Annotated in this window: 15 protein-coding genes; 13 read left to right on the forward strand and 2 right to left on the reverse strand. The window is 66.9% G+C overall.

The features are described 5' to 3' along the window. Positions 1–231 precede the first annotated feature (231 nt). Positions 232–1563 (forward strand): Fic family protein, encoded by a 1332-nt coding sequence (locus ABZ342_RS22505; protein WP_360476310.1) that lies wholly within the window; start codon positions 232–234, stop codon positions 1561–1563. A 148-nt stretch (positions 1564–1711) separates the two neighbouring features. On the opposite strand, the gene ABZ342_RS22510 is transcribed toward ABZ342_RS22505, so the two are convergent. Next, a complete protein-coding gene (locus tag ABZ342_RS22510; RefSeq protein WP_360476136.1) occupies positions 1712–2653 on the reverse strand; it encodes an NAD(P)-dependent oxidoreductase in 942 nt (313 codons plus the stop codon). Then, positions 2653–3510: a GntR family transcriptional regulator gene (locus ABZ342_RS22515; RefSeq protein WP_360476139.1), complete on the reverse strand. Its 858-nt coding sequence runs from the start codon at positions 3508–3510 to the stop codon at positions 2653–2655. Before ABZ342_RS22515 ends, ABZ342_RS22510 begins: the two co-directional genes overlap by 1 nt. A gap of 216 nt (positions 3511–3726) precedes the next feature. Here ABZ342_RS22515 and ABZ342_RS22520 point away from each other — a divergent pair, with 216 nt between their 5' ends. The 12 genes from ABZ342_RS22520 (at position 3727) to ABZ342_RS22575 (ending at position 12868) form a co-directional block, all read left to right on the forward strand. Beyond that, positions 3727–3906: a hypothetical protein gene (locus tag ABZ342_RS22520; RefSeq protein WP_285457738.1), complete on the forward strand. Its 180-nt coding sequence runs from the start codon at positions 3727–3729 to the stop codon at positions 3904–3906. 40 nt (positions 3907–3946) lie between these two features. Next, positions 3947–4228 (forward strand): hypothetical protein, encoded by a 282-nt coding sequence (locus tag ABZ342_RS22525; RefSeq protein WP_360476142.1) that lies wholly within the window; start codon positions 3947–3949, stop codon positions 4226–4228. 110 nt (positions 4229–4338) lie between these two features. Then, positions 4339–4599, forward strand: a complete 261-nt coding sequence (locus ABZ342_RS22530; protein ID WP_360476145.1) for a hypothetical protein — start codon at positions 4339–4341, stop codon at positions 4597–4599. A gap of 85 nt (positions 4600–4684) precedes the next feature. Further along, a complete protein-coding gene (locus ABZ342_RS22535) occupies positions 4685–4930 on the forward strand; it encodes a hypothetical protein (RefSeq protein ID WP_360476148.1) in 246 nt (81 codons plus the stop codon). After that, positions 4927–5220 (forward strand): hypothetical protein, encoded by a 294-nt coding sequence (locus ABZ342_RS22540; protein WP_360476151.1) that lies wholly within the window; start codon positions 4927–4929, stop codon positions 5218–5220. Before ABZ342_RS22535 ends, ABZ342_RS22540 begins: the two co-directional genes overlap by 4 nt. Next, the gene (locus ABZ342_RS22545) at positions 5217–6320 is read left to right on the forward strand and encodes a hypothetical protein (RefSeq protein WP_360476154.1); all 1104 of its coding nucleotides are present in this window, start codon (positions 5217–5219) and stop codon (positions 6318–6320) included. The genes ABZ342_RS22540 and ABZ342_RS22545 overlap by 4 nt, the downstream gene beginning before the upstream one ends. A gap of 13 nt (positions 6321–6333) precedes the next feature. After that, a complete protein-coding gene (locus ABZ342_RS22550) occupies positions 6334–8520 on the forward strand; it encodes a zonular occludens toxin domain-containing protein (protein ID WP_360476157.1) in 2187 nt (728 codons plus the stop codon). Positions 8521–8755: 235 nt separating this feature from the next. Continuing rightward, complete coding sequence (locus tag ABZ342_RS22555) at positions 8756–9223, forward strand: NUDIX hydrolase (protein ID WP_360476160.1); 468 nt, start codon at positions 8756–8758, stop codon at positions 9221–9223. Further along, on the forward strand, positions 9220–10158 hold the full coding sequence (locus ABZ342_RS22560) for a bifunctional DNA primase/polymerase (protein ID WP_360476163.1): 939 nt from the start codon (positions 9220–9222) through the stop codon (positions 10156–10158). Before ABZ342_RS22555 ends, ABZ342_RS22560 begins: the two co-directional genes overlap by 4 nt. 29 nt (positions 10159–10187) lie before the next feature. Next, complete coding sequence (locus ABZ342_RS22565) at positions 10188–11237, forward strand: AAA family ATPase (protein WP_360476166.1); 1050 nt, start codon at positions 10188–10190, stop codon at positions 11235–11237. A 208-nt stretch (positions 11238–11445) separates the two neighbouring features. Continuing rightward, on the forward strand, positions 11446–11679 hold the full coding sequence (locus ABZ342_RS22570) for a helix-turn-helix domain-containing protein (protein WP_285477145.1): 234 nt from the start codon (positions 11446–11448) through the stop codon (positions 11677–11679). Continuing rightward, a complete protein-coding gene (locus ABZ342_RS22575) occupies positions 11663–12868 on the forward strand; it encodes a site-specific integrase (protein ID WP_360476170.1) in 1206 nt (401 codons plus the stop codon). Before ABZ342_RS22570 ends, ABZ342_RS22575 begins: the two co-directional genes overlap by 17 nt. Positions 12869–12928: the final 60 nt, after the last annotated feature.

Raw genomic sequence — 12928 nt, forward strand, 5'->3', positions numbered from 1 at the left:
AACTAGGAGTTCGCTGGGAGTTCGACCGGACAAAAACAGGACAGAACCAGACCTGATCAGAGCCAGGGCGACACAGAGCAACGGAGCCAAGCCAGGGCTGCAGCCCCAGCCACAGCTGCGTTGCCACACCCCTAAACGATCAACAGCACCCCTCGACGAACTCCAACTGCTAGCCTTCCTAGGAGTTGGAGTTCAAGAGGCTCCACGTCAACTACGCATCGGACCGTGGCCATGAAGACGCCTATGCCTCCGCCGGACATCGGCGAACTGTTCGCTTCCGGCAATAGCCAGCGAATGGTTGAGCTACTCATGAAACATCGGAATGATGCTGAGCGCTCGTACCTTCCATGGGACAAGATGCGCTACAAGACGCCCCCGGAAGGGCTAACCCACGAAGAGTGGTGGCTCGTAACGCGCGTGTGGCGCGAATCGATCCAACGAGAGACCTCTCTTCACGATATGGCGGGCGGGAAGTTCACATACGCACTGCCAGATGGAATCCTTAAGTCCATCGACTACATTAACACCAACGCGCGCGGACAAATCACCATTAGCGAGCAAGTGACAAATCATGAAACGCGAGACCGATACCTCGTAAGCTCGCTAATTGAAGAGGCGATCACCTCTAGCCAACTGGAAGGCGCCTCTACCGAACATCGCGTCGCAAAAGAGATGCTTCGAAGCGGTCGAAGCCCGCGCGATCGCAGCGAAAAAATGATCTACAATAATTACCTTGCAATGCGGCAGATCGGCGATTACAGAGACGAGAAATTAACAGTAGACCTCATACGCGAGATCCACCGAATTGTCACCGAAGGCACACTGGAAAACCCTGATGCCGCCGGAAGATTCCAACTAGAGTCGGAAGACCGTATTGCCGTCTACGACGAGTACAATAAGTTGCTGCACTCACCGCCGCCAGCCTCAGAGATCCCGGATCGAATTCAAGAACTCTGCGATTTCGCAAACGGGGCCGAGACAGGGGCTTACCTGCCTCCCGTGCTACGAGCCATAACAGTTCATTTTATGATTGGATACATTCATCCATTCGAGGATGGAAATGGCAGAACGGCAAGGACCCTCTTTTATTGGTCTATGCTCAATCAGGGTTACTGGCTTACTGAATACCTTACAGTTTCCCGAATTCTCAAGAAGGCGCCCTCTAAATACGGTCGAAGTTACCTGCTCACAGAGCATGACAGAAACGACCTGACGTATTTCTACATCTATCAGCTTGGCGTAATAGAGCGCTCAATCAAGGCCCTGCACGAGCACCTCGCGAGAAAAATGGACGAAGTTCGCGAGATTGCTCGTTCGATCACGGCAATGAACAAGCACTTTAATCATCGCCAACTCGCACTTCTGCAAAATGCTGTAGAAAACAAGGCGCAAATGTACACTGTCCAGTCACATTCCCATAGTCATCGAGCATCACCTGAAACAGCACGAAAAGACTTAATGGGACTTGAGGACGCCGGATTGCTGATTAAGACCAAGAGTGGGCGAGCGAACGCTTGGATGCCAGCCTCTGACATAGTCGAGCGACTTAACGGCAATGCGTAAAGCACACTTAGGCACCCAGAACCGCACAGGGTTGCCCGGAAAAGGCTGCCGCGACGCTCGCAAGCTCTATGGTATTGCAGCTTGCGACCACTCAAAATCTCCAACGAAGACCAGATATTAGAACGATTCTCAACGGCTCATGCGGTAATTAGCCAAGCTGAACGGCGTTGGACGGCTGCTCCCCCCTTAGATACGCGGCGACCTGCTGCGCAGCGACTTCATAGCACAGCCGGTTGGTCCCGGGAACGGTTCGGGCGGAGTGAGGACTGATCACCACGCCATGCTGCGCCCACAGGGGATGACCGCTTGGAAGGGGCTCCGGATCGGTCACGTCAAGCGCCGCACGCAAGCGTCCTGAGGCCAATTCGACGAGCAACGCATCCGTGTCGACGATCTGACCACGGCCTGCATTGACCAAGAGTGCGGAGTCGTCCATCAGCTTCAAGAAACGCGGGCCGACCAGCCCTCGCGTCTTCTCGGTTAGCGGAGCCGTTATAACCACGATGGCGTGACCCGACACGATTTCGGGCAACACATCCGCTCCGAAGACGCCATCTCGGCGACGGGACGCAACGAGCGTGGAATCTACCCCGAACACTTCAAGCCGTCGCGCGACCTCGCTGCCGATTGCACCGACACCGACAATGAGCGCACGCTTGCCTGCCAAGGTGTCCGCCTCGTATTTGCGATGCGCCCAAACGCCTTGATCCTGAAAACGGACGAGCGCAGGCCACTGACGAAACTGCGTCAGAATCGCCGATAAGACCCATTCAGCTACGGGGCCGGCGTGCGCGCCCCGAGCAGTTGCCAGGGTTACCCTGCCGGGCACATCCCCTGACCATTCGTCGGCCCCAGCAGACAGGAGTTGCACCATCCGAAGAGAGCGAAGTTGGCCGAGTAGCCGGATAGGGCGGTGGCTACCGCGGTACGGCGGCAACAGGACTGCAGCGTCCGATTGGCTCGAAGTTAGCTCCGCGACGTTCGGGTCGTACGGCATAATTTCGACACCCTGAAGGTCGCCAAGGATGCTATGGCCGACAACATCGTCCGCCTCGTCACTAACGAGAATCTTCACCGCCGCAGCAGCCATTACTTCCCTTTGCTATTCGACGTGAGCTGATCGATGAGCTGACGCGCCTGCTCAGCCATGACTCCCCCGGAAACCGAATTGTCAATCACGAGGTGAGGAACCGGAGGGCGGAAGTCGACATCTACGCCCTCCATGTACGTCTCCCAATTGGCAAGTTTCGTGGCGTCGCGCGGCGCGTTGCGATGGCGCACGTACGTGTGCATCGTATCCGCATCACAGTAAACCCAGACGATCGTCAACTGGGCACCAAGGTTGCGGCACAGCAACTCCCGCTGTCGAATCCAACCCTCATCGGCGAACTCGCGAACAAACGGCGCAGTAACGATCGAATTGTTCCCGCATTGCAGGTTCTCGGTCATTGCCTCAAGCAGCGAGTCGTACTCGGCCGGCCTGATCTTGGTTAGGTATGTCTCGGACTCGCGGTCATTCCTCGACAGGCCCTGCATCTCAAGCGCCGCTTCAACCACGAACCGAGTCAGGGTGTCCTTGTCAAGCATTGGCCAGCCGGTCTCGCGCGCCAGAATGCGCCCCAGCTCCGTCTTTCCACTGCCGGCGTAGCCGCCGATCATGACCACTTGCGGAGCCACGGGCCGAACCTCCCCGCGAATCTCCTGATCTGGCGCGTTCACCGTGCGGGCCGCTCTCGGCTTGCTCACCACTAGCCCCTTCTTGGCGAGCAGGTCCATCGCTTCGTTGATCGTGAAGACGCTCACGTCCCACTCTTGCGCCAGCTCACGAGACGACGGCAGCCGCTGACCGTGCCGTAGCCGGCCAGCTTCGATGTCGTTCTCGACGTTCCGGGCGATCTGCTGCGCGAGTGGCTCAGACCTGGCCACAGGCGACCTCGGGCGCGACATGCCTACTCCTCGCCGGGCGGGTAGCCCATCGCTTCAACTGAACGGTCACCGTACCAGAACCTATCAGTTGGTTGCCATGTTCTCGCAGGTCATGACCCACTTTTGTCCAATCTCACGCCTAACAGTTGACCTGCTAACCATTCAACTGTTAGCTTCTTGGTGGTCCGGATCACTCCGGCCGAACCGCAAGGTTCACCACCGCACAAGGAGGCAGCGATGGCACGGAAGCAGCAGGGACTCCCGGTCCTGAAGACCGGTTCTGGTGTCGGTCGGAAGCTCATCGGCTTGGTCGTGGTGGCCGCGGCGCTGACGTTCGTCGTGTCCTCGCCGCTGGAGGCGGCCGACCACGTCCGCCACGTCGTGCACAGCCTGACCACGTTCTTCAGCTCGCTCTGACACCTCACCGACCAGCACGTTTCTTCGAGAGGACTTCGCAATGGACACCAACGTCAACCGCCGCCGCATCGACGCCGCCGTCTCGGCCACCGACGAGTTCGCTGGCGAGGCCGTCTACCCGGACGGACTGACCGAAGCGTCGATCGACGCGCTGTTGCAGGACGTCTACGGCGAGCTGGCCGCCGACGAGCACGCCGCGGAGCGGGCCATCCGGCACGACTTCAACGACCAGCGCCGGGCGAGCCGGGCACGTCGCCGCGCCGCTCGCAAGGCGCTGTGGACGCTGCCGGCCGCCTGGACGTTCGACGGCGAGGCCGCGTGATGGCTGCTCGCCTGATTTTCAGCCCCGACGCGGCGGCCCCTTCCGGCAAGAACGTGCCGACCGCGCCGGGTTCCACCGCCCAGTCACGAAACCGCACGGAGGAACACCAGATGGTAGACACCACCACCCCGGTCCGCGAGGTCGCTTTCACCTACACCCCGGCCGAGCTGAACCGCCTGATCTCCCGCGAGCTCTGCGGCCGCCTGCACGAGCTCGGCATGTCGCTGATGTCCAACGCCGCGTTTTTGCTGGCCAACGACACCGTCCCGGCCGCGGCCAAGCGAGACCGCGCCCGCGTCTACCTCGACGTCTCCGCACAGCTGCGGTTGCTGGCCCTGGCCGAGCTGGACGGCATCGGAGGTGCCCGATGAGCGACTCCGGTGCCTGGCACGACGCCGTACAGGCCGGCCAGGAAGCAGCCGAGAAGGCGCGGCGCGAGGCAAAGGAGAGGTCCCGGTGAACACGTTCGAGGTGTTGCAGGAACGCGGAACCCTCGCGCTGCTCCGGTTCGCCGGCACCGTGTGCCTGTTCCTGGTCCTGCACCTAATGCGCATCCCGCTGGTCATCGCCGAACGCGTGTTAGCCGGCGTGCTGGTCCGGCTCGACCGGGCCGCCACGCGGCAGGCGTCCCGGCCGCCGCGCCGACGCGTCAACCAGTTCTTCCCCGCAGGTTTCCCGACCGGGCAGGAGGTGCCCCGATGAACGTGGCTCGTGAGCAGCGGACCCGCCTGGAGCAGGCCATGGAGTGGGCGGTGTGGCACTTCGGCGAGCTGGCCGGCGTCTTCGGGCCGCTGGTCCTGGCCGTGGTGTTCACCCCGTGGTTCGCCCTGGTGTCCGCGGTGGTCGCGGTCGGGTGGGCGGTGCACGAGGTGCGCGACCACCGCGAGCAGGCCCGGCTGCGCGCCGGCACCGCGGAGCGCAAGCAGCTGCCGGCGACGCCGGCCGCCGACGACGAGACGACCGAACACCAGAGCCGGGAGGTGACCCGATGAGCACGTGGGCCGAAGAGCGCCGCGCCAACCACGCGGCCACTGCGGAGCAGCGCCGCCAGGACGCGGCCGCCGCGACCGATCGGAAGTTGCGCGAGCAGTCCGCCCGCGCGGAGCTGCGCCGCGCCGACGCCGCGGCCGCGGTGAAGCTGGCCGACAAGCAGCGCGAGGCCAGCCGGGCTCGCCGGGCCGCCGCGCTGGCCCGCGTCGCCGGGTGGCTGTCGACGAACCGGGTGCGGCTGCCGATCTACCTGCTCGCCCTGGTCTCCGCGGGCATGGCAGTTCCGGCGATGGCCGGCTACGGCCTGGCCACCTACGGGGACGCGACCGGCGCGGCGCTGCCGGCGCTGTCGGAGCTGGGCATGTGGGCGTTCGCGCTCGCCGTGGAGGTCACCCGGCACCGTCACCCGAACCGGCCGGTGTGGGCGCTGCAGGTCGGGACGTGGGTGTTCGCCGGCGTCGGGTTCGGCCTGAACGTCGTGCACGGCCTGGGCCGCGGGTGGGACGCCGCGGTGGTGATGGGCATCGTGTCCGTTGCCGGGGTCATCGCGCATCAGCTCGCCGTGGCCTCGCCGCCGCGGTCGCCGGCGGAGCGGGCCGCGGCCCGGATCGAGCGGCAGGCGCTGCGCAAGGTCGCTCGGGTCCGCCGGGCCGCGGTGCGTACGGCGGTGGCGGAGCTGGCCGCGGACGGGACGGCGCGGCTGGTGTTCACCCCGGGCCGCTACACCCTCGACGGTCGCCGGCTGGCTGCCGTGGTCGACCTCGACAGCCACACCGCCGACGTGCTCGACGACGAGATCGCCGCGTTCTTCGCCGAGCAGGACCAGGCGAGCCGAGCCGATGACGGCCCGATCTCCGATACCCCGATCCTGACCCTCGATCGCCCGGCGGACCAGCCGAAATCGACCCGCAAGCCCCGTCCGCCGCGGGCACCGAAGACGCGCTCGATCGAGGACCTGCGCGTCGCGTTCACCGCCGCGATCGACAACCCCGACGTGGCGATCAACCCGAAGTCGGCGGAGTCGATCCGCAAGACGCTGCACTGCGCGCCGAAGTACGCCCGCCAGCTGCGCGACGAACACGCCAACCCGAACCGCAAGTGAGCCGGAGGACCTGATGAACGAGCACACCGAGCAGACCCCGGCCGCCGGCGAGCTGGCCACCGTCCACCGCCTGCCCGTCCCGGAGCAGGGCGAGGTGATCGAGGGCGAGATCGTCACCGATGAGGAGTACCAGCGCCTCACCTCCCAGAAGGCGCGGGCGATCGCACGCTACCGCGGCTACGGCCACGACGTCGTGACCGTCGCCCGCGCCACCCGCAACGTGGTCAAGCACGAGCGCACCAAGACCGCGTTCCGGCACGGCGTCGCCTACCCCGCGGCCGGCGTCAAGGTCGTGGTGACCCGGTGGCGCGACACTCACGGCGCGAACCGCTACGAGCGCATGATGCGCGCCGCGGAAGCGGCCGGCGACCACGACAAGATCCTCGAATGGGAGGCCCGCGACGTTGCCGAGAAGCAGCGTCGCCACGACCGGACCATGGATTGGCTCAAGGCCCCTGGCCAGTGGATCAAGGCCGCGTTCATCGGTTCCGTTGGTGTGACAGGGTTTCTGCTGGTCCTGGGCATCATCCTGGCGATCAACGACGGCGAGATCGGCGAGATCCTCACGCCCATCACTGGCGTGTTCGACGCGGTCGCGTTCGTGGTGTGGTTCCTGACCAGCTACGGGGTGCTGCTGCTGGTCGCCGGCACCGTCGTGGGCGCCGGCTACCTCTACCAGCAGGGCCGCACTCACGGCGAGGTCCCGCAGTGGCTCACCCCGCCCGTCGATGGCGACACGATGGACGAGCTGCCGGACGAGAACACGATCCTGAACGCGTTGAAGAACCTGAACATCCCGGGGTTCAACCGCGCGGTCAAGGAGGGGTGGCGGATCAAGTTCATCACCCCGCCGCACGTGGATGGCAAGGGGTGGCGTGCGCAGGTGGCGCTGCCGCCGGCGTGCCCGGTGGAGGAGATCGTCAAGCGCAAGACCACGTTGGCGCACAACCTGGTCCGCTTCCCGCGGGAGGTGTGGCCGACTGAGCCGCAACCGTCCGTTTTGGACCTGTGGGTCGCCAAGCCGGGTGTGCTGTCTGAGCCGGTCGACCCGTGGCCGCTGCTCACGGACCTGGACAACGTCGTCGCGGACTACTTCACCGGCGTCCCGGTGGGCGTGACGCTCAAGGGCGATGTGGTGCGCGGCCGGCTGTTCGAGGCGAACTACGCCCTGGGCGGCATGATGGGTTCGGGCAAGTCCACGTTGGCGATCGACCTGGTGTTGGGCGCGATGCTGGACCCGGTGGTGGACATCGACGTCGTGGTCATGGCGGAGAACACCGACTACGACCCGATGAAGCCGCGGTTGCGGACGCTCACGACCGGTGCCGGTGACGAGACCGTGGACGCGTGCCTGAACCTGCTCTACGAGCTGTACGACGACCTTTCCGTGCGTGGTAAGGCGCTCAAGGAGCACGCCACCGACCGCGCGGTGACCCGGGCACTGGCCGAAAAGGACGGACGGCTCCGCCCGCGTGTCGTGGTGATCGACGAGTGCCAGAACCTGTTCATGGGCAAGGACGGTAAGAAGGCGATCGAGGTCGCGTCCAAGCTGATGAGCACCGCGCGCAAGTACGCCATCACGCTGATCTTCCTCACGCCGGAGCCGTCGAAGGACGCTCTCCCGCGCAAGATCACGTCGGTGGCCAGCAACAAGGCGTGCTTTGCCATCGGTGACCAGATGGCCAACGACGCCGTTCTCGGCACCGGGTCCTACAAGGCCGGCATCTCCGCGGTGGGCCTCACGCCGAAGACCGACGAGGGCCCCGGCGACGTCGGCACCTGCATGGCGCGAGGCTTCACCGCCAAGCCGGGCCTGCTCCGGTCGTTCTACGTCTCGCCGAAGGACGCGCACGCCGTAACCAAGCGCGCGATGGTGCTGCGCGAGCAGACGGCGCTGCCCGCCGGCCCGGACGCGCCGGCCCCGGCCGGACCGGTCGACCACCTCGCGAACATCGCCGGCGTGCTCGGCACCGAAGCGCGGATGCGAACCCAGGAAGTGCTGCAGCGGCTGACCGAACGCGACCGCGGCACCTACGGCGAGTGGGGTTTCGCCGACCTCGCCGGCGCGCTGCCGGAGTCGGCCAAGCCGTACAAGACCGGCGGGCACATGCAGGTCTCCGCCGCCCGCGTCCGCGATGCTATCGCGGAGCGTGACGACGACGGCGAGTTCGACGACGACGAACCGCAGGGAGCCGAGTAGGGGAGGCCGCGAGATCCGGGGAGTTCTCCCTTACCGCCTCCCCGGACTTGCCTCCCCCAGTTGACCAGCGCCGACGCTGACCAGGGAGGCGAGGGAGCCACCCGCGCGAACCCCTGATCACGGCCCGAAATCGCTACCTGAACACCCCGTGACGCGCCTCCCTCCCGGGACGCCGCGCCGGCCGACTCTGTCCAAAACAGCCACACACAGTCACTAACCGAAAGGTTCACCCGCGATGGAACACACCCACGACGCCCTCGAAACGGCCCGGCTCACCGCGGACGTGCTCGCGTTCGCCCGCCGCAACGACGTCTGGAACGTCCTCATGATCCAGCGCCGCTGGGACCCCTTCGCCGGCCGCTGGGCCTTGCCCGGCGGGCACGTCGACCCCGGCGAGACCTTCCGCGCCGCCGCCGCGCGCGAGCTGACCGAAGAGACCGGACTTCGCGCCACCGACCTCCGCCAGCTCGGCATCTACGACCGGCCCGACCGCGACCCCCGCGGCCGCTACATCACCGTCGCGTTCTTCACCGTCGTCCGCCGACCGGTCAAGCCCACCGCCGGCGACGACGCCGCCGTCGCCGTGTGGATGCCGCTTTCGTGGCTGGCCCGCAACCGCGACGCCATCGCGTTCGACCACGCCGACATCCTCGCCGACGCCACCGCCGTCTTGGCCCGCTTCCCCCCGGAGGTGCCCCGATGAACAACACGACCACAGTGGACGCCGCGCTCGACGCCGCTGCCCGCGGCTGGCACGTCTTCCCGCTGCGGCCCGGCACCAAGCGCCCCGCCGGGCACCCGGAGGACCGGTGTCCCGGCATGGGCCGGTGCGCCGGTGGGCACCGCACTCCGGAGCAGCGCGCCACCACCGATCCGGACAAGATCCGCGCCGCGTGGACGCACGCCCCGTACGGCATCGGCGTGGCGGCCGGCCCGTCCGGGCTGTGCGTGCTGGACCTCGACACGCTCAAGCCTGGCGAGGAGATCCCCGACCGGTGGGCTGCGGCCGGCGTGCACAGCGGTGAGGACGTACTCGCCGTCGTCGCCAACGAGGCCGGCCGCGAGCTGCCCGGCGACACGCTCACCGTCCGGACGCCGTCCGGCGGGCTGCACCTGTACTACCGGGTGCCGGCTGGCGTGGTGCTGCGCAACACCAGCGGGGAGCGCGGGAACGGGCTCGGCTGGAAGGTCGACACCCGCGCGTGGGGCGGCTACGTCGTCGGCCCCGGCACGGTCACCGACGCAGGCCGCTACGAGTTCGTCTGGGACGGGCCAGTGGCGGAGCTGCCGGCGTGGCTGGTCGAACGGCTCACTCCGGCACCGCTGCCGGCCGCGCCGGTGGTGCCCATCCGTCCCGCCGGTAGTAGGCGCTCCCGCTACCTCGACGTCGCGATTCGGGCTGAAGCCGGGAAGGTCGCCGACGCCAAGGACAACCGCAACGCCACGCTCTACGCCGCGGCCGTGGCGCTCGGGCAGCTGGTGGCTGGCGGAGCGCTCACCGAAGACGAGGTGCGCGCGGCACTGATGACCGCGGCCGGACGGCACATCGGCACACGGCACTTCACCGCCCGCGAGGCCCACAACGCGATCACGTCCGGTCTGCGCGCCGGCGCGAACCGTCCCCGCCGGATCGCCTAACCACCCGCACTATCTCGGAGGTCCGAACCATGACCACGCCCCGGCCGCTAGCCGCCGTGCCGACACTGCCCGCCCGCCGCACCCGGTGGACCGATGCTGAGCTGATGCGAGAAGAGTTCCCGCCGCCGAAGTGGGCCGTGCCCGGTCTGCTGGCGGAAGGGCTGAACCTGCTGGCCGGTGCGCCGAAGCTGGGCAAGTCGTGGCTGTCGCTCGGGCTCGGGGCCGATATCGCGAACGGTGATCAGGTGTTGGGCTCGATCGAGGTGGAGCGCGGCCCGGTCCTGTACTGCGCGCTGGAAGACACCGGCCGGCGGTTGCAGCGCCGCCGGCGGCAGATGCTCGCCGCCGGCGGACGGGCCGCGCCGCTGCTCACCCTCGAAACCGCCTGCCCCACCATGACCAACGGCGGAGACGCCGTTCTGGTCGAGTGGCTGGAGGAGAACCCGCACGCCCGGCTGGTCATCATCGACACCTACGAGAAGATGCGCGGCTCCGACGCCTCGGGCATGTCCGCCTACGCCGGCGACTACGCCGCGGCCGGCCGCTTCAAGCAGCTGGCCGACCACTACAGCGTCCCGTTCCTGCTGATTCACCACGTCCGCAAGCAGGGCGCGGAGGACTGGCAGAACCTGGTCTCCGGCACCAACGGCCTCACCGGCGCGGTCGACGCGACGCTCGTACTCGAGCGCGGCCGTGGGCAGGCCGACGGGGTGCTGCATGTGACCGGCCGCGACGTCGAAGAGTCCGACTACGCGATGTCGTTCGACGCGACCGCCGGCCGGTGGACGAAGCTCGACGGGCCGGCCGCCGATCACCTGGTTGGCGACACCCGCGCGCAGATCCTGCGCCTGCTCCGCGACCACGGGCCGCTCACCCCGAAGGCGATCGCCGATGCACTCGACGCCAACCCGGGCACCATCCGCCAGACCTGCAAGCGCATGGGCGACGCCGGCCAGCTCGCCCGCACCGTGGACGGCATCTACAGCGCGCCGGGCGCGAGTGACACCGGCACCACACCGCCCCTGTCACACCTGTCACCGGTGTCACCCCAGGCCGCTGACCAGCCCGATTCCGAGTGACACCCCGAGTGACAGCTTCGCCAGCTGTCACAGCGCCGGCGCGGGGTGACACCCGCGACCACTCCGCCCCTGTCACACCTGTCACTCCGTCACTCCACATCGCCTGACCAGGCCAAACCGGAGTGACACCCGAGTGACACCTGCCGAAAGGACCACACGTGTTCATCGCCTCGACCGACCTGCAGCACGACCCGAGGGGACACACCCGATGGACGCCACCATCACGCCGGCCGCGGTACCCGCGCGGCATCTGTACACGGTCGACGAAGCCAAGCGCCTGCTGTCCATGAGCCGTTCGGTGATCTACGAGCAGTTGCGCGCCGGACGCCTCGGGTCCGTGAAGCAGGGCCGGGCACGGCTCATTCCGGCAAAAGCCATTCAGCAGTACGTGGATCTTCTCATCAGTGAAGCGGAGGTGACCGGCTATGGCCACGCGGCGTAGTCGTGGGGACGGCGGGCTCTACTGGGATGAGTCGCGCCAGCGCTGGACCGCAGAGGTCACCGTTGGTTTTCGGCCGAACGGTAAGCGCATCGTGCGGAAGGCACGCGGCAAGACGAAGACGGAAGCCAAGACGAAGCTCAAGGAACTGCTCAGCGACGTCGAAGAGGGCGCGGTCAACGCGTCGGCGGGTTACACGGTCGCGCAGGCGGTGAACGACTGGCTGGACAGCTACGGGCGGGGCGAGCGGGACCCGAACACGGTCAAGGCTGTCCGGTCGCTGGCGAACAACCACATCATCCCGGCTATCGGCGCCCGACCGCTGGTGAAGCTCGACGTGGACGACGTAGAGGAGTGGCTAGCGGAGAAGGCGGAAGTGCTGGTCACCTCGACCCTGCGCAATCTGCGCTCCATCCTCCGGAGGGCGATCAACCGCGCCCAGGTGCGCAAGCGGGTTCGGCACAATGTGGTGTTGTTGTGCGAGGAGCTGCCCGCCGGCAAGGGGACCGGCCGGCCCTCGAAGGCGCTCACGCTCGCGCAGGCCGAAGCCGTGCTCACCGCGGCGGAATCGTCGCCGATGCGCGCCTACATCGTGGTGTCGCTGCTGACCGGCGCACGAACCGAGGAGATGCGGCCGCTGACGTGGGATCACGTGGATCTGGTCGGCAAGCCGGACGCATCGCCGGCGATCCCGCCGAACGTCAAGGTGTGGCGTTCGGTCCGAGCCAAGGGCGAGACGAAGACGCGGAAGTCCCGGCGCACGCTGGCGCTGCCTGAGCGGGCCGTGAGGGCGCTGGAGGACCACCGGGTGGCGCAGAAGGCTGTGAAGGCCGTCGCGGGCGACGACTGGCGCGAACAGGGCCTGGTCTTCGCGACCAACGTCGGCACCGAGCGGGACGTCAACAATGTCCGGCGGGACTTCCGCCGGGTGATCAAGGCTGCCGGGCTCAAGCCGACGCAGTGGACGCCCCGGGAGCTGCGGCACAGCTTCGTTTCGATCCTCTCGGACGGTGGGATGCCGATCGAGGAGATCTCGCGGTTGGTTGGGCACAGCAGCACCGCCGTGACGGAGCTGGTCTACCGGAAGCAGATCAGGCCGGTGGTCGAGTCGGGCGCGGTCGCGATGGACCGGCTTTTCCCGGCGACGGGAGAACGCACGACGCTTTTCCCACCCGCCGAACAGGTGTCTTAACCGCCCGAAAGACGAGGGCGGACCTCGCCAAACTGACGGGCGGTCCGCCCTCGTCGTCGC

It is taken from the genome of Amycolatopsis sp. NPDC005961, from assembly GCF_040629235.1.
Taxonomy (GTDB): domain Bacteria; phylum Actinomycetota; class Actinomycetes; order Mycobacteriales; family Pseudonocardiaceae; genus Amycolatopsis; species Amycolatopsis camponoti.